General features: G+C 62.2%; 17 protein-coding genes. 8 read left to right on the forward strand and 9 right to left on the reverse strand.

Annotated features, from left to right (window positions below; genetic code table 11):
• Positions 1-7: 7 nt before the first annotated feature.
• The 5 genes from recO to LHAB_RS08390 are packed head-to-tail and all read left to right on the forward strand — an operon-like array spanning position 8 to position 3421.
• Positions 8-757, forward strand: a complete 750-nt coding sequence (gene recO, locus LHAB_RS08370) for a DNA repair protein RecO (RefSeq protein WP_090045333.1) — start codon at positions 8-10, stop codon at positions 755-757.
• Positions 754-1503 (forward strand): pyridoxine 5'-phosphate synthase, encoded by a 750-nt coding sequence (locus LHAB_RS08375; RefSeq protein WP_090045335.1) that lies wholly within the window; start codon positions 754-756, stop codon positions 1501-1503. Before recO ends, LHAB_RS08375 begins: the two co-directional genes overlap by 4 nt.
• Entirely contained in the window at positions 1500-1943 is a 444-nt protein-coding gene (gene acpS, locus LHAB_RS08380) for a holo-ACP synthase (protein WP_090045337.1), read from the forward strand. Before LHAB_RS08375 ends, acpS begins: the two co-directional genes overlap by 4 nt.
• Positions 1944-1990: 47 nt before the next feature.
• A complete protein-coding gene (gene nagZ / locus LHAB_RS08385) occupies positions 1991-3076 on the forward strand; it encodes a beta-N-acetylhexosaminidase (protein WP_090045338.1) in 1086 nt (361 codons plus the stop codon).
• Between the two features lie 18 nt (positions 3077-3094).
• Positions 3095-3421: a hypothetical protein gene (locus tag LHAB_RS08390; protein WP_090045339.1), complete on the forward strand. Its 327-nt coding sequence runs from the start codon at positions 3095-3097 to the stop codon at positions 3419-3421.
• Positions 3422-3482: 61 nt separating this feature from the next.
• On the opposite strand, the gene lysS is transcribed toward LHAB_RS08390, so the two are convergent.
• Together lysS and LHAB_RS08400 are read right to left on the reverse strand one after the other, a co-directional pair.
• The gene (gene lysS, locus LHAB_RS08395; RefSeq protein WP_090045340.1) at positions 3483-5045 is read right to left on the reverse strand and encodes a lysine--tRNA ligase; all 1563 of its coding nucleotides are present in this window, start codon (positions 5043-5045) and stop codon (positions 3483-3485) included.
• 83 nt (positions 5046-5128) lie between these two features.
• Positions 5129-5806 (reverse strand): LON peptidase substrate-binding domain-containing protein, encoded by a 678-nt coding sequence (locus tag LHAB_RS08400; RefSeq protein WP_090045341.1) that lies wholly within the window; start codon positions 5804-5806, stop codon positions 5129-5131.
• Positions 5807-5838: 32 nt separating this feature from the next.
• Between LHAB_RS08400 and LHAB_RS08405 the strand changes: the two genes are divergently transcribed.
• A complete protein-coding gene (locus tag LHAB_RS08405; RefSeq protein WP_090045343.1) occupies positions 5839-6387 on the forward strand; it encodes a YggT family protein in 549 nt (182 codons plus the stop codon).
• Positions 6388-6457: 70 nt separating this feature from the next.
• Here the strand turns inward: LHAB_RS08405 and accD are convergent, their stop codons facing one another.
• The 7 genes from accD to asd form a co-directional block, all read right to left on the reverse strand.
• Entirely contained in the window at positions 6458-7330 is an 873-nt protein-coding gene (gene accD, locus LHAB_RS08410; RefSeq protein WP_090045344.1) for an acetyl-CoA carboxylase, carboxyltransferase subunit beta, read from the reverse strand.
• 51 nt (positions 7331-7381) lie between these two features.
• Complete coding sequence (gene trpA, locus LHAB_RS08415; protein WP_090045346.1) at positions 7382-8191, reverse strand: tryptophan synthase subunit alpha; 810 nt, start codon at positions 8189-8191, stop codon at positions 7382-7384.
• A 10-nt stretch (positions 8192-8201) separates the two neighbouring features.
• Positions 8202-9485 carry a tryptophan synthase subunit beta gene (gene trpB, locus LHAB_RS08420; protein WP_090045347.1) on the reverse strand — a complete coding sequence of 428 codons (1284 nt, stop codon included), beginning with the start codon at positions 9483-9485 and terminating at the stop codon, positions 8202-8204.
• Positions 9486-9570: 85 nt separating this feature from the next.
• On the reverse strand, positions 9571-10278 hold the full coding sequence (locus tag LHAB_RS08425) for a phosphoribosylanthranilate isomerase (protein WP_090045349.1): 708 nt from the start codon (positions 10276-10278) through the stop codon (positions 9571-9573).
• A complete protein-coding gene (gene truA, locus LHAB_RS08430) occupies positions 10275-11060 on the reverse strand; it encodes a tRNA pseudouridine(38-40) synthase TruA (RefSeq protein ID WP_090045350.1) in 786 nt (261 codons plus the stop codon). Before truA ends, LHAB_RS08425 begins: the two co-directional genes overlap by 4 nt.
• Positions 11057-12496 (reverse strand): type IV pilus assembly protein FimV, encoded by a 1440-nt coding sequence (locus tag LHAB_RS08435; RefSeq protein WP_090045352.1) that lies wholly within the window; start codon positions 12494-12496, stop codon positions 11057-11059. The genes truA and LHAB_RS08435 overlap by 4 nt, the downstream gene beginning before the upstream one ends.
• Positions 12497-12526: 30 nt before the next feature.
• Positions 12527-13684: an aspartate-semialdehyde dehydrogenase gene (gene asd, locus LHAB_RS08440; protein ID WP_090045353.1), complete on the reverse strand. Its 1158-nt coding sequence runs from the start codon at positions 13682-13684 to the stop codon at positions 12527-12529.
• Between the two features lie 311 nt (positions 13685-13995).
• Between asd and LHAB_RS08445 the strand changes: the two genes are divergently transcribed.
• Positions 13996-14859: a bile acid:sodium symporter family protein gene (locus LHAB_RS08445; RefSeq protein WP_090045355.1), complete on the forward strand. Its 864-nt coding sequence runs from the start codon at positions 13996-13998 to the stop codon at positions 14857-14859.
• Positions 14852-16618 (forward strand): N-acyl-D-amino-acid deacylase family protein, encoded by a 1767-nt coding sequence (locus LHAB_RS08450; RefSeq protein ID WP_090045356.1) that lies wholly within the window; start codon positions 14852-14854, stop codon positions 16616-16618. The genes LHAB_RS08445 and LHAB_RS08450 overlap by 8 nt, the downstream gene beginning before the upstream one ends.
• Positions 16619-16651: the final 33 nt, after the last annotated feature.

Here is a 16651-nt window from a genome sequence, read left to right on the forward strand (position 1 = left end):
ACCCTCAATGGCCACCAAGCGGATCGCAGACGAGCCAGCCTATGTGCTGCACCGCTACGACTGGAGTGAAACCAGCCTGATCCTGGAGGTCTTCACCCGCCACCACGGCCGGGTGGCGCTGGTGGCCAAAGGGGCGAAACGGCCCACCTCCAGCTTTCGCCCGGTGCTTTTGCCCTTGCAGCCTTTGTCGCTGTCTTTCGGGGGGGACGGCGACATCCGCACGCTCAAATCGGCCGAATGGGTGGGCGGGCACGTCATGCCCACGGGCGAAGCGTTGTTGTCTGGTTATTACCTCAATGAATTGCTGATGCGGCTGACCGCACGAGACGACCCCCATCCCCTGTTGTTTGAGGTCTATGCCGCCGCTGTGCGTTTGCTCGCCAGCGGCGACCCCGATGCCTTGCAATGGGCGTTGCGCGGCTTTGAGTTGCTGCTGCTGCGGGAAATGGGCCTGTTGCCTGCCCTGAACCTGCAAACCCTGACCCTCAAGCCTTTGTCGCCCACGGACAGCTACGCGCTGGTGCCCGAGGCGGGGCTGCAGTGGGTGGGCGATGACCCGCGTCACGCCTTGCGCGGCGAAGAGTGGCTGGCGCTGCACGCGGCGCTGGCGTCCCCCAGCCCCTTGGCGGCTTTGCTGCGTGAGTGCGCCGACCTGCTGGTGCAGCTGCAGCGCCCTTTGCGCCTCTTGCTCAACTACCATTGCGGTGTGGGCGCTTTGCGCACCCGCCAAATGATGCTGGACCTGCAAACCCTATGACCCACTCCAACTCACGCGTGGCCCTGTCGGTCAACGTCAACAAAGTCGCTTTGCTGCGCAACTCGCGCCACCTGGGCATACCCAGCGTCACGCGCGCCGCCGAGCTGTGCCTGCAAGCGGGTGCGAACGGCATCACCATCCACCCGCGTCCGGATGAGCGCCACATCCGCGCCAGCGACGTGCCTGAGTTGCAGGCCCTCATGCAGGCTTGGCCAGACCGAGAATTCAACATCGAGGGCAACCCCTTCCACAACCTCATGGACCATGTGCGCGCTGTGCGACCGCACCAGGTGACCTTTGTGCCCGACAGCGAAGGCCAATTCACCAGCGACCACGGATGGACTTTTCCGCAGGACGCGGATCGACTGAAACCCTTGATCGACGAATGCAAGGCCTTGGGTGTGCGCGTGAGCCTGTTCATGGACCCCGAGCCCGGACAAATGGCCGGGGCCCGCGCCGTGGGCGCTGACCGGGTGGAGCTGTACACCGAGCCCTACGCTGCCGCCTTTGGAACGCCGGAGCAAGGCAAGCAGCTGCAGCGTTACGCCGATGCCGCCGTGGCTGCCACGCAAGCAGGCTTGGGCCTGAATGCCGGCCATGACCTGAACCGTGACAACCTGCCCGCGTTTGTGGCCGCAGTGAATGGCCTGCAAGAGGTCTCGATCGGCCACGCCTTCATGGCCGATGCCTTGGAGATGGGCTACACCGCCACGGTGCAAGCCTATTGGGTCTGCCTGAACAAATGATCTACGGCATCGGCACCGACATCTGCGACATCCGCCGCATCCGGGCCAGCCTGGAGCGGCACGGCGAGCGTTTCGCCGCCAAGGTGCTGTCGGACGCCGAAATGGCCACCTGGAAAGCCCGCAGTGCCCGTTGGCCCGAGCGGGGTGTACGGTACCTCGCCACCCGGTTTTCGGCCAAAGAGGCGTTCAGCAAGGCCATTGGCCTGGGCATGCGCATGCCCATGACTTGGCGGCTGTGTGAGGTGGGCAAGCTGCCCAGCGGCCAGCCAGTCATCGTGTTGCACGGGGGGCTGAAAGAATGGTTTGAGGCCAAAAACCTCAGCGCTCACATCACCGTGACCGACGAGTCCGAATACGCGGCCAGTTTCTGTGTGGTCGAGACCCGACAGACCTCAGCTGAACTTGAACCGAACCTCTCAGCGAACTCCCGCGCCCCTTGATTTGTGGTGCTTCGCCCCGAACTGCCTTTTCACGCACAAAGACACGCATGAGCATCCACGCCCCCCTGATCATCGACATTGCTGGCACCACTTTGACCGACGTGGATCGCCTTCGCTTGGCCCATCCGCTGGTCGGCGGCATGATTTTGTTTGGCCGCAATTGGCACAGCCGCGCGCAGCTGACCGAGCTGTGCCAAGCGGTCAAAAACATTCGCCCTGACCTGTTGATCGCGGTGGACCATGAAGGTGGGCGCGTGCAGCGCTTTCGCACCGACGGCTTCACCCATTTGCCACCCATGCGTGCCTTGGGCGAGCTTTGGGAGCATGACGACAAGGGCCAACCCGGCTCGGGCGTGCTCAAGGCCTGCGAGGTCGCCACCTCGGCGGGCTTTGTGCTGGCCAGCGAGTTGCGCGCCTGCGGCGTGGACTTGAGCTTCACCCCGGTGCTCGATTTGGACCACGGGGAGAGTGGCGTCATTGGCGACCGCGCATTTGCCCGCGACCCACGGGTGGTGAGCTTGCTGGCCCGCAGCCTGATGCAAGGACTGCTGCAAGCGGGTATGGGCAACTGCGGCAAGCATTTTCCTGGGCACGGCGCCGTCAAGGCCGACTCGCATGTGGCCCTGCCGGTGGACAAGCGAGGCCTCAAAACCATCCTGGCCGATGACGCACAGCCTTACCGCTGGCTCACCAGCGTGCTCACGGCCGTGATGCCTGCGCATGTGATCTACAGCAAGGTCGACAGCCGCCCGGCGGGTTTTTCGCCGCGCTGGCTGCAAGACATCTTGCGCGGGCAGCTGGGTTTTCAGGGCGTGGTCTGCACCGATGATTTGTCGATGGCGGCCGCTCGACAATTGGATGGGCGCACGCTCAGCTACACCGAAGCCGTCATCATGGCGCTGCAGGCGGGCTGCGACCTGGCCTTGTTGTGCAACCGCTCGGCGGTGAACGGTGGTGCTGAGCTCGACGAGGTGTTGGCAGCCCTGACCGAAGCCGCCGTCAAAGGCCACTGGACGCCCAACGACATCAGCGAAGAGCGGCGTTTGAACCTCTTGCCCCGATCCTCCGCACGTCCTTGGGACGAGTTGGTGCGCTCTGCCGACTACATGCAGGCGCTGGACCGCCTGCCTTGACCTGAACAGGACCCTTAGATGAACTGGATCGCCAAAATTTTCATGGCCCTGCTCGGGCTGGCTTTTCTGGTGGCCTTGCTCTTTGGCGTGGCCTGCTACACGGTTTATGCCACGGTGCGTTGGCTGTTGACGGGTCGCAAGCCCCAGGTGGTGCTGGTCTGGCAACAGTTCAGCGCCATGCGCCAGAACTTCAAACAAGGCGGCTTTCGCGCTGACTCTGCTGCAGGTTTTCAGGACCCCAGAGAGCGCGGTGCCACATTCGCGCGGGATGACCAGGTGGTGGATGTGGAGGTGCGCGAGGTGGTGGAAGACGCCCCCCGCTTGCCGTCTGACCGACGCCCGTAAATGCGCCGAACCATGAAAAAACCCGGCCAAGGCCGGGTTTTTTCATGACCTTGATGCGACCTTATTCCTGCACGTGCCGCAAGGCTGGGAACAGGATCACATCCCGGATGCTGGCGCTGTCGGTCAGCAGCATCATCAGGCGGTCGATGCCGATGCCACAGCCGCCCGCTGGCGGCATGCCGTATTCGAGCGCACGCACAAAGTCGTGGTCGTAGTACATGGCTTCGTCGTCGCCATCGTCCTTGGCGGCAACCTGGGCATGAAAACGTGCGGCCTGGTCTTCGGCGTCGTTCAATTCGCTGAAACCGTTGCCAAACTCGCGCCCAGTGATGTACAGCTCAAAGCGCTCGGTCACTTCGGGGCGGCTGTCGTTGGCGCGTGCCAGCGGGCTGATCTCGGTGGGATGCTCCATGATGAAGGTGGGCTCCCAGAGCTTGTCTTCCACGGTCTCCTCAAAGTAAAACACCTGCAGGCTGGCGAGACTCCGGGTGGACAGCTTGTCCTTGGCTTCGCTCATGCCCAGCTTTTTCAGGGCGTTGATCAGCCATTCGGCGTTGTCGACGTTCTCGCCGGCTTCGGTGTGTTTCACGATGGCTTCCCGGATCGTCATGCGGGCGAACGGTTTGTTCAGGTCCACCGGCTTGCCGTTGTAGGTCAAGTCCAAGGTGCCTGCAGCGGTCATGGCCGCGTCGCGGATCAGGCTTTCGGTAAAACCCATCAGGTCCTGGTAGTTCCAGTAGGCCGCATAGAACTCCATCATGGTGAACTCGGGGTTGTGGCGCACCGAGATGCCTTCGTTGCGGAAGTTGCGGTTGATCTCGAACACGCGCTCAAAACCACCCACCAGCAAGCGCTTGAGGTACAGCTCGGGCGCGATGCGCAAGAACATCTCTTGGTCCAGCGCGTTGTGGTGTGTCACAAACGGCTTGGCATTGGCGCCACCGGGAATGGGGTGCAGCATGGGCGTTTCGACTTCCAAAAAGCCGTGCTGGACCATGAACTCGCGGATGCCGCTGACGGCCTTGCTGCGGACCACAAAGCGCTTGCGGGCGACTTCGTCGGTCATCAGGTCCACGTAACGCTGGCGGTACTTCACTTCCTGGTCGGCAATGCCATGGAACTTGTCTGGCATGGGCCGCAGGCTCTTGGTGAGCATGCGGATGCGGGTGGCGTGGATCGACAGCTCGCCCGTGCGGGTCTTGAACAAATGGCCTTCAACCCCCACGATGTCGCCCAGATCCCAGTGCTTGAACAGGGCGTAGAGGTCTTCGCCCACGTCGTCGCGGGTCACATAGACCTGGATGCGGCCGGTGGCGTCTTGCAGCGTGGCAAAGCTGGCCTTGCCCATGACGCGCTTGAGCATCATGCGGCCAGCCACTTTGGCGGTGGTTTTGGCGACGCCTTCGCCATTGAGTTCTTCGGCAGCTTTTTCACCGTGTGCTTGGTGCAGGTTGGCCGCGTGGTGCTCGGGCTTGAAGTCGTTGGGGAAGGCCACGCCTTTGCCGTCGGCCTGCGCCTGGCGCATCGCCTTGAGTTTTTCACGGCGCTCGGCGATCAGCTGGTTTTCATCCTGTGCAGGCGCTGCGGGAGTGACGGGAGCGGGGTGGGCAGTCGTGTCAGACATGGCGAGGTGCTGTTGGGACCGTGGCGCGTGGAAGCGGCCCGATCCGGGGTTGGTGGGTGCGCAAGGGCGCAAAGCCCTCTATTTTAAGAGTTTGCGGACGGCTTCTTGCCGGGCTGTGGATCGGTTGCGCCGGCAGGGGCCACCATGTCGCCCACCAGCTCGAGCCGCATCAGGGGTTCTTGCAGGGCAAACAGCCGGTATTTCATCTGAAGCGGCAAGGGCAGCAACTCGCCCCAGCGGTGGGATAGCCAGCTGCAGTCCTGCAGCCGCCAGGCCTCGGCCCAGTGGGGCACCACGCTGGCTTGTTCGCTCAGCTGGGTCAGGGCCTGGTGCATTTGCGCCGACAAGTGCTGCAGGTCTTCGGGCACCTGCACCGCGGGTTCCGGCGGCAGGGGCAGTACCTGGCCCAGCCACAAGCCGTCGCTGCGCTGCTGCGCGGCTTCGATGCGAAACTTCTCCACACCCCGGCACCAGACCCTCACCAAGCCCGCCTGGGGTCGTTCGACGCGCTCAATCTGCACCCGGGTGCCCATGGCTTCAAACTGTTCAGCGGCTACGCCAGGCCGATGCACTTCGCGGCCTTGGGTGAGCGTCACCACGCCAAAGCCAGTGCCTTGTCGCTCGCATTCGCCAATCATCTGCAAGTAGCGCAGTTCAAACAGCTGCAGCGGCAGCAATGCGCCGGGAAACAGCACGGTGCCCAAGGGGAACAAGGGCAATTCCGTCAGGGCTTCGGGGGATGGGGCATCGCGTTCAGGCATCTGGGTATCATCGCACGACCAGGAGAAAAAAGATGTGGTTCCAAATGGTGAGCTTGGTGTTGGATGTGGTGGCGGGCCTGATTGCAGGCACCTGTTTGCTGCGCTTTTTGATGCAGTGGCAGCGCATTTCTTTCCACCAGCCTTTGGGCCAATTTGTGTTTGCAGTGACCGACTGGTTGCTGCTGCCGCTGCGCCGGGTGATTCCGCCGTGGTCGGCTTGGGATTTGTCGAGTCTGGTGGGGGCCTTCCTCATCAAGCTGGTGCAGTACATGCTGCTGTGGCTGGTCGCGGGCGGGCAGGGCAATTTGGGGTGGCTGCCACTGGTCAGTCTGGTGGGCATGGCCCAGCTGGTGGTCTCGGCCCTGAGTGCGCTGGTGTTGGTGTTGGCCGTGATGTCTTGGGTGAACCCTGGCTCACCCATGTACAGCCTGGTGGCGCGCTTGAGCCAGCCCTTTTTGAGACCTTTCCAGCGGGTGGTGCCCCTGATCGGTGGTGTGGATTTGTCGCCCATCGCCTTGCTGGTGGTCTTGCAGCTGATCGGCATGGTGTTGGCATCGCTGCAAATGGGCTGGTGGCAATGAGTCGTTGAAAGCTGCGCTGAACAACAAAGGCCCTCCGAAGAGGGCCTTTGTTTTGGGGGCGCAGGGCCGATCAGCTCACCGCATCGGCCGGCTGGCGCTGCAGCATGGCCAAGGTGCTGGCGATGGTCTTGCGCAGTTCGCGGCGGTCGCAGATGAAGTCCACCGCCCCCTTGGTTTGCAAAAACTCGGCGCGCTGGAAGCCTTCGGGCAAGGTCACGCGCACCGTGCTTTCAATCACGCGAGGACCGGCAAAGCCGATCAGGGCTTTAGGCTCGGCAATGACCACGTCGCCCAAAAAGGCAAAGCCTGCCGACACGCCACCCATGGTCGGGTCGGTCAGCACGCTGATGTAGGGCAGGCCTTTTTTGGCCAGACGGGTCAAGGCCGCATTGGTTTTTGCCATTTGCATGAGCGAGAGCAGGCCTTCTTGCATGCGGGCACCACCGGTGGCGGTGAAGCAGACAAAAGGTACTTTTTGCGCAATGGCGGTTTCCACGCCGCGGACAAAGCGTTCACCAACGACAGAGCCCATGGAGCCGCCCATGAAATCGAACTCAAAACAGGCCACCACCATTTCGATGTTGTGGACCGAGCCACCCATGACCACCAGGGCGTCGGTTTCGCCTGTGTTGTTCATGGCTTCTTTCAGGCGTTCGGGGTATTTGCGGCTGTCCTTGAACTTCAAGGCGTCGACAGGGACGACTTCCTGGCCGATTTCGTAACGGCCTTCGCCGTCCAGAAAGGCATTCAGGCGGGCGCGAGCGCCAATGCGCAGGTGGTGCGAGCAGCCGGGGCAAACATTCTGATTTTCTTCCAAGTCGGTTTTGTACAGCACTGTCTCGCAGCTGGGGCACTTGACCCACAAGCCTTCAGGCACTGAGCGGCGGTCGGCCGGGTCGGTGTGCTGGATCTTGGGGGGGAGCAGTTTTTCGAGCCAACTCATGAGGGGTTCTCCTTGTGCGGCAAATTATCGTTGAAACGTCTGCAGGCTTGTTCAGGCGTCCAAGGCTTGGCGGATGCCGCGCAAAAAGTCCGAGGCCACGGTGTTGATTTGGGCTTCTGGGGCCGCATCGATCAGCTGGATCAGGCGCGAGCCAATCACCACCGCGTCGGCCACGCGGCCAATGGCTTTGGCGGTTTCAGCGTCACGAATGCCAAAGCCCACGCCCACCGGCACGCTGACGTGCTGGCGGATGCGTGGCAGCATGGCCTCGACCGCGTCGGTGTCCAGCGTGCCCGAGCCGGTCACGCCTTTGAGCGACACGTAATACACATAACCGCTGGCCACTTGCGCCACTTGCTGCATGCGCTCGTCGGTGCTGGTGGGGGCCAGCAAGAAGATCAGGTCCATGCTGTGGGCACGCAGCTTGGCGGCAAACTCCACGCATTCTTCGGGCGGGTAGTCCACGATCAGCACGCCGTCCACACCGGCAGCTGAAGCGTCGCGGATGAAGCTGTCAGCGCCGTGTTTTTGGTCGTAGCGCTCCACCGGGTTGGCGTAGCCCATCAGGACCACGGGGGTGGTGTTGTTGGTCTGGCGGAACTCGCGCACCATGGCCAGCACCTGCACGGTGCCAATGCCCAGAGCCAGGGCTTTGTCGCCCGCTTTCTGGATGACCGGGCCGTCAGCCGATGGATCCGAAAACGGCACCCCCAGCTCGATGATGTCGGCCCCGGCGCCTGCCATGGCGTGCATCAGGGGCACGGTGGTGTTTTTTTGGGGGAAACCTGCCGTCACATAAGGGATCAGGGCTTTGCGGCCTTGGGCTTTCAGGGCATGGAGGGTGGCGTCGATGCGGCTCATGTTCTGTCCCTCACTTCACAAAATTCACAGCTTGCTCACCACCCTTGACCGATTGGCCCTGGCAGCTGGGACGGCAAAAGAAGTCGGCGTTGGACAAATCGGCCACGGTGCCGATGTCCTTGTCGCCGCGACCCGACAGGTTGACCAGAATGCTCTGGTCAGGGCGCATGGTTTTGGCCAGTTGCATGGCGTAGGCCACGGCGTGGCTGGATTCCAAGGCCGGGATGATGCCTTCGGTGCGGCACAGGTAGTGGAAGGCTTCGAGTGCTTCTTTGTCGGTGATGCCCACGTATTCGGCGCGGCCAATGTCCTTCAAGAAAGCATGTTCTGGGCCGACCCCGGGGTAGTCGAGGCCTGCGCTGACGCTGTGTGTCTCGGTGATTTGACCGTTCTCGTCTTGCAGGATGTAGGTGCGGTTGCCATGCAGCACGCCCGGGCTGCCCATCTGCAGTGAGCAGGAGTGTTTGCCTGACTCCATGCCCTCGCCAGCGGCTTCCACGCCGATCAGGCGGGTTTTGTCGTGTTGGATGTAGGGGTAGAAGATGCCCATGGCGTTGCTGCCGCCGCCCACGCAGGCGATGACCGCATCGGGCTGCTGCTCTGCCATTTGCAGGCTCTTGAACATCTCGGGCATTTGCCTGAGGCACTCCTCGCCGATGACGCTTTGGAAGTCGCGCACCATCATGGGGTAAGGGTGTGGACCCGCCACGGTGCCGATGATGTAGAAGGTGTTGTCCACGTTGGCCACCCAGTCGCGCATGGCTTCGTTCAGGGCGTCCTTGAGGGTTTTGCTGCCCGATTCGACCGGCACCACCGTCGCGCCCAGAAGTTTCATCCGGTAGACGTTGGGGCTTTGGCGCTTGACGTCTTCGCTGCCCATGTAAACCACGCATTCCAGGCCGTAGCGGGCGCAGATGGTGGCGGTGGCCACGCCGTGCTGGCCTGCACCGGTCTCGGCAATGATGCGCGGCTTGCCCATGCGCTTGGCGAGCATGGCTTGGCCAATGGTGTTGTTGATCTTGTGTGCGCCGGTGTGGTTCAGGTCTTCGCGTTTCAGAAAAATCTGTGCACCGCCCATTTCACGGCTCATGCGGGCGGCGTGGTAAATGGGGGAGGGGCGGCCCACAAAGTGCGCCAACTCGGACTTGAATTCGGCGATGAATTGCGGGTCGTGCTGGTATCGGGCGTAAGCGTCTTTGAGCTCGTTGATGGCGTGGGTCAGGGTTTCGCTGACGAAACTGCCGCCATAGATGCCGAAATGGCCTTTGACATCGGGTTGTTGGTAATCGAACATGGTGTTGGCCTTGGTTGGGGCGGGGCCGCTCGGTGCTTGCAGGGGTGGATGCTGCTAAGGGGGCCGAGGAAAGCCCATGGAATGCTTATAAAGGGAGACCGTTGTCTGCGGTGCGCACCGCCTGGACAAACTGCCGCATTTTGTCGGCATCTTTGAGGCCCTTGCCTGCCTCGATGCCGGAGCTCACGTCAACGGCCAGGGACAGGCCATGCGTGCGCAGCGCCCGTATGCCATCGCCCACGTTTGCAGGTGTGAGTCCACCAGACAAAACGAGGTGAGCATTGACGTTTGGTGGCAGGAGTGACCAATGGAATGTTTTTCCGCCGCCGCCGTATCCGTCGACATGGGCGTCGAGCAGGAGGGCTTGAGCTGCGTGATGGAGGACCGCAAATTCTAGCAAGTCGAAGTCGTGGACCTCAGACAGGGGGATTCGGGCGGCTTTGAGGTGGGGGCGGCCCGTGCGCAGCGACACGGCCGCGCAAAATTCGGCCGATTCGTCACCATGAAACTGGAGCAATGCACCCGGTACGGCCTTGCAAGCCGCCTCGATGCGCTCGGGCGTTTCGTTGACGAAGAGCAGCACGGGGCTCACAAAAGCGGGCAGCAGGCGGGCCAACTCAGCCGCGCGCTCGATGCTCACGCAGCGCGGACTGGGTGGGTAGAGCACAAAACCGATGGCGTCGGCCCCGACGGCGCAGGCCGACAGCACATCGGCTTCGCGGGTGAAACCACACATCTTGATGCGGGTGCGTTGCTGCGCAGGGGGGCGGGTTGGCGAGTGACTTGGGCTCATGGCAACCAATCAAAAGCAGGGGTGGTGTCGGGCAGGCCCCATTCGGGGTTGTAGATGGGGCCCGCAAAGTACAGGCCATCGGGTGAAAACGTGGGCGCTGCCGCATCGCGGCTTTGGGCCAGCAGCACTTCGCGCATCCAGTCGGGGGACTGGTTGCCTTGCCCAATGGTCACCAAGCAACCCATGATGTTGCGGATCATGTGGTGCAAAAAGGCGTTGCCCTCAAACTCGAAACGCCAATAAACGCCGTGCCGGGTGATGCGGATGTGCCGCAGCGTTTTGACAGGCGAAAGCGCCTGGCAACTGCTGGCCCGAAACGATGAAAAATCGTGCTCACCCAAGAGGTGCTGGCTGGCTTCGCGCATGCTTGCTTCGGCCAGTGGGCGGTACACCCAACCCACGCGTCCCGCTTCCAGGCTGGGGCGAACGCTCGAATCAAGCACCACGTAGATGTAGCGCCTGCCTGTGGCGCTGGCGCGGCAATGGAAAGTCTCGGGCACGACCTTGGCCCATTGCACCGCGATGTCGGAGGGTAAATACCGGTTGGTACCGCGCACCCAGGCGTGCGTGTCACGGTCCAAGTGGGTGTCAAAGTGCACCACCTGCATCAGGCCATGAACGCCCGCATCGGTTCGGCCCGCGCACAAGGTGCTGACGCGGGGGACGTCGCCAAACTGTGCCAGGGCTTTTTCCAGCTTGTCCTGAATCGTCAGGCCTGTGGCCTGGCTTTGCCAGCCTTGGTAGCGCGTGCCCGAATAGCAAATACCCAGCGCGAGTCTCACGTCTTGGGGCCCTGTGTGGACGGCGCTGGAGGGTTGGCTTGGGCATCTGGTGCAGGGGTCAGGTTCAAGTCCAGATTGGCAAATTGAGGGGGCAAGCCGGAGGGCAGAGGGGCCATGGGCATGCCCTTTTCATCCTGCTGTGTCCACGCCGAAGTTGGGGCCAGGGTTGGCTGGGTACCAAATAAATTTGCTTCGCGGCTGGGGCGGCGTCTGGCCCACCACACCCAAGCCGCCATGGCGGCCAAAAGGGATGCGGCCCACAACCCCATGGAGGGGCTGTGGCGGATCCGATCCAACCAGGAGGTGGCGGGCAGCTCGGCGACCGCCACAGGCAAACTGGGCTTCAAGGCGGGGCTGTCTGTGGGGCTTGCCGCTGTGGCAGCGTTTGTGGCAGACAAGGACTTGAGGGTTTCCAAGTTCTTTTTCAGGGCAGCCAATTGATTGGTTTTGTCCTGAATTTCGCGCTCAACAGCCAGTTGGGCTTCTGAACTGCGGACGGTCACTTCGCGTTGGCTCAGGATCAGTTGATCGCGTTCAGGCAGAGGGGTTGCTGTGGGTGGCAGCGCTGGGACGAGCTGGCCGGTCATTTCGCGGCTGGGGCCGTCCTGGGCTTTCAGGGCGGATAGGGCCAAACGCCGTGCATAGGCCGCAAAGTCCACAGTCTGTGCAATCACGGTATGCCGAGCTTCTTCGGCCGACACTTGGGCAGCTTCGTGGCCAAGGGGCATGCGCACTTTGGCCCCTTCGCGCAACAAGTTCACATTGCCTTCGATGAATGCCTCCGGATTGGCCCGCACCATGGCCAACAGCATCTGGTCCAGCGACACCCCTTGGGGCATGCGAGGTAAAGCCAATTTTGAGGCCGTGTCACCTGATAGCACCGTGATGACTTCTGCCGAAGCGCTGCTGTCAACCAACGGTGGCACCTTGGCGGTCAAGGCTTGGGGGGATACCACCGGGGCAGTGATGGACGCATCACTGCGGAGATTTGCGGGGCTGGTCTTGCCGGCCCCAGCTGGGGATACCAGCAGCGTGTAGTTCATGGCCAGACGGCCAGAGGGCCATTGGGCCTCCACGATGACATCGATGAAGTGCTCGTTGACGGGCGTTTGCCCCGACAAGGCGATGAAGGGTTTGCCGTCACCACGGAACTCCAGTCGGGTCTGCAGGCCGCTCAGGGACGGATGAAAGGTCATCCCCGCTTGTGCAAAACTGGCAGGGTCTGCCAGTTGCACCTTGAGCTTGCGCAGGTCTTCAACTTTGTATTGGGTGATTTCAACGGCTGCCCGAAGGGGCTGGCCCAGGTCCGATTCCACGTAAACCTGACCCAGACTCAGAGCCTTTGCAGACAAACTGGCGCAGGCCAGCACCGAGGCCATGGCCCAAGACCTGGCCAGTGCAGGGTGACGGGGCTTGGCGTGGCGTGTGCTGGGCATGACGTCAGAGGGCCGTGGTTCGGTCAAGCATCAAGCGTCGAGCAAGATGCGCAGCATGCGGCGCAGCGGTTCGGCCGCGCCCCACAGCAGTTGGTCACCGATGGTGAAGGCGCCCACATACTCAGGGCCCATGGCCAGCTTGCGCACACGGCCCACCGGAATGGTCATGGTGCCGGTCACCGCCACGGGGGTCAGGTCGCGGATGGTGGCTTCGCGGGTGTTGGGCACCACTTTGACCCATTCGTTGTCGGCGGCGATCATGGCTTCGATGTCGGCCACAGGCACGTCTTTTTTCAGCTTGAAAGTCAAGGCCTGGCTGTGGCAACGCATGGCGCCCACACGCACACAGAAACCGTCGACCGGAATGGCGGCGGAGTTAAAGCCTTCGCCGAGCCCCAAAATTTTGTTGGTCTCGGCCATCCCTTTCCACTCTTCTTTGGACGTGCCCCAACCGGCTTCATCCCGGTTTTTTCCGATACCCAAATCTTTGTCGATCCAAGGGATCAGCGAACCACCCAGTGGCACACCAAAGTTGGCGGTCTCAGCCGACGTGAGGGCGCGTTGCTTGGCAATCACCTTGCGGTCGATTTCCAGAATGGCGCTCTTGGGGTCGTCCAGCAGGGCTTTGACTTCGGCGTTCAGGCTGCCGTATTGGGTCAAGAGTTCGCGCATGTGTTGTGCGCCGCCGCCCGAAGCCGCTTGGTAGGTCTGGGTGCTCATCCACTCCACCAAACCGGCCTTGTACAGAGCGCCCACGCCCATCAACATGCACGAGACGGTGCAGTTGCCGCCCACCCAGTTCTTGCCACCGTGCGCCAAGGCGTTTTTGATCACGGGCATGTTGACCGGATCCAGGATGATCACCGCGTCTTTTTCCATGCGCAGGGTCGACGCTGCGTCAATCCAGTGGCCGCTCCAGCCGGCAGCGCGCAGCTTGGGGAAGACTTCGGAGGTGTAGTCGCCGCCTTGGGCGGTGATGATGATGTCGCAGCGCTTGAGGGCGTCGATGTTGTGGGCGTCTTGCAGCGTGGTTTCGTTCTTGGCCATCGCAGGGGCTTTTCCGCCCGCGTTCGAGGTGGAAAAGAAGACCGGCTCGATCAGGTCAAAGTCTTTTTCCTGAACCATGCGGTCCATCAGAACCGAGCCGACCATGCCGCGCCAGCCGACCAAACCTACTAACTTGCTCATTTCAACGCCCTTTCAGTTTTTAAAACAGTGTTTGACCTGACTGTTTGCCCGGCTCGTCTGGCCGGGAGGGGCGCACGACGAACCAGGCCGGATCAGCCCTTCGTGGTCGTGGTTTTGGTGGTGATCACGCGCGCGCCAACCACTGCCGCGGCGGCAGAAGCAAAGTACAGGGGGAACTTGCGGGCGTGAAACATGGGTTCTGATTGTACCGGATTGGCTTGTGCGAGCCTGACAGCCTAGCCCGGGCTTGCGCGTAAACCCTTTGCCCGCAGGGGGCAGCCCTTGTCTATACTTTTTGAAAGGAAGACGGAATGAGTACACAACAATTGATTTTGAGTCTGGTGCTGGCGACCATGGTGTTTTCGGTGTCGCTGGAGCTGAGGATGGCGGATTTCAGGCGTGTCGCGCAAACCCCGTTCGCTGTGCTGTGTGGCCTGATTCCCCAGTTCATCTTGCTGCCCGTGGGCACCTGGTTGGCGACCCTGGCGCTGGACTTGCCCGCCAACATCGAGGCGGCCATGATCTTGGTGGCGGCCTGCCCGGGCGGCAGCCTGAGCAACGTGATCACCCACATGGGGCGCGGCAATACGGCGCTGTCGGTCAGCATTTCGGCCGTGGCCAGCGTGATCGCGCTTTTTGCCACGCCTTTCAATTTCAGCTGGATGATCGCGGCCAACCCCGAAACCGCTTCTTGGCTGCGCCAGTTGTCGATTGACCCCTCGGGCATTTGGCTCAGTTTGGTGGCCCTTTTGGGCATTCCGCTGGCGCTGGGTTTGCTGTTTTCACACCGACTGCCTGCGCTCACGCAACGCATTCGCAAGCCGCTGGGGCACTTTGCCGTTGGGGCCTTGATCCTGTTCATTGTCGCGGGCCTGATCAAAGAGCGGCAATTGCTCACGCTGGGCCTGTTGCCCACTTTGCTGATCGTGGTGCTGCACAACGCCAGCGGCTTGCTGTTGGGTTGGGCCACAGCCAAGGCCATGCGCGTGAGCGAGCGCGACCGGCGGGCGGTCATGATCGAAGGTGGCATGCAGAACTCGGGCTTGGCGCTGGGCATCATCGCGGTGCAGTTTGGCAGCGATCTGGGCATGGTGACCTTGGCCAGTCTGTGGGGCATCTGGCACATCGTCAGCGGCATGGGCCTGGCCCTGTATTGGAGAAGACAAGATGCTTGATTGGTTGATTAAAAACGGCACCGTCGTCGACGGCACCGGTGCTCCGGCACGCGTGGCCGATGTGGGCGTAAAGGCGGGTCGGATTGTGGCGGTGGGTCAGGTGGATGCGCCTGCCTACCAAACCATGGACGCGACGGGCCTGTGGATCACCCCTGGATTTGTAGACATCCACACCCATTACGACGGACAAGTCACCTGGGACGAGTGCTTCACACCCAGCATTTACCACGGCGTGACCACCTTGGTCATGGGCAACTGCGGCGTCGGCTTTGCGCCCAAACGCCCGGGCCATGAGGACGATCTGATCAAGTTGATGGAGGGCGTGGAAGACATTCCCGGGGCCGCGCTGCACGAGGGCATTCGATGGAATTGGGAAACCTTTCCCCAGTACATGGACGCGTTGGCGGCCACACCGCGCAGCTTGGACTACCTGGTGCAGGTGCCGCACGACCCCTTGCGCATGTACGTGATGGGCGAGCGGGCCTTGGCGCATGAAAAGGCCACGGCGCAAGACATCGAGGGCATGCGCTCGCTTTTGCGCGAGGCTTTGGAGGCCGGAGCGGCTGGCTTCAGCACCGGGCGCAGCGACAACCACCGCACCTCGGAAGGCAAAGACACACCTGCCGCCAATGCGGGCCAGGACGAGCTGACGGGCCTGGCCCACGCCTTTGAAGGGCTGGACCACGGTGTGCTGCAGATCGTGAGCGATTTCAACCTGCTGAATGGCCCGGAGCAGTTGGATGCCGAGTTCGATTGCGTGGAAGCGCTCGCCAGCGCCAGCGGCAAGCCGGTGTCAATGACTTGGCTGCAGCGCGACCCCGGAGGTGAGCAATACCTGAAGATCCAGCAGCGGGTCGAGGCGGCTGTGCAGGCCGGACTGCCTTTGTTTTTGCAGACGGCCGTTCGCGGCATCGGGGTGCTCAATGGCTTGGACGCGAGCTTTCACCCCTTCATGGGTTTCCCGTCCTACAAGGCGGTGGCGCACCTGCCGCTCGCGCAGCGGGCCGAGGCTTTGCGCGAGCCGGCCCGCAAGGCCCGCATCTTGTCTGAAAAGTCAGAACGCTTGGCTGGAGACGGCAGCGCCATTCCACCCCTGGTGGACATCTTGTTGGCCAAAATCGACCTGATCAGCGGGCGCATGTTTGCACTGGAGGACACGCTCAACTACGAGCCCTCGGTGATGCAGAGCTTTTTGGTGCGCGCCAAGCAAGCAGGGGTCTCGCCGCTCGAGGCCATTTACGACCATTTGAGTGCGGGCGGTGGCGACGGCCTGATTTATTTCCCGATCTTCAATTACAACGAGGGCTCACTGGACACCGTGCGCCGCATGCTGGCACACCCCCGTGCCCTCAGCAGCCTGAGCGATGCGGGTGCCCATGTGGGCACGGTGTGCGATGCCAGTTTCCCGACTTTCATGCTCTCGCATTGGGTGCAGGGCCATGCGGGTGATCGGGGGCGTGACCCCATCGCTTTGGAGGCGGCGGTGGAAATGCTCACCCGTCGGAATGCGCAATACCTGGGCTTGTCAGACCGGGGTGTGATCGCACCTGGCATGCGTGCCGATCTCAATGCGATCGACCCGACGCGCCTGAGCGTGGGTTTGCCCCGTTTGGTGCGCGACTTGCCTGCAGGCGGAAAACGCTTTGTGCAAAAGGCCGAGGGCTATGTGGCCACTTGGGTGGCGGGTGAGGCGGTGCAGCGCGAGGGCGCCATCACCGATGCCCGCCCTGGGCGTTTGGTGCGCATGGGACAGGCCTGACGCACTGAACGGGTTGACCATGAAAAAAGCCCG

It is taken from the genome of Limnohabitans sp. 2KL-27 (genome assembly GCF_001269345.1).
GTDB lineage: Bacteria > Pseudomonadota > Gammaproteobacteria > Burkholderiales > Burkholderiaceae_C > Limnohabitans_A.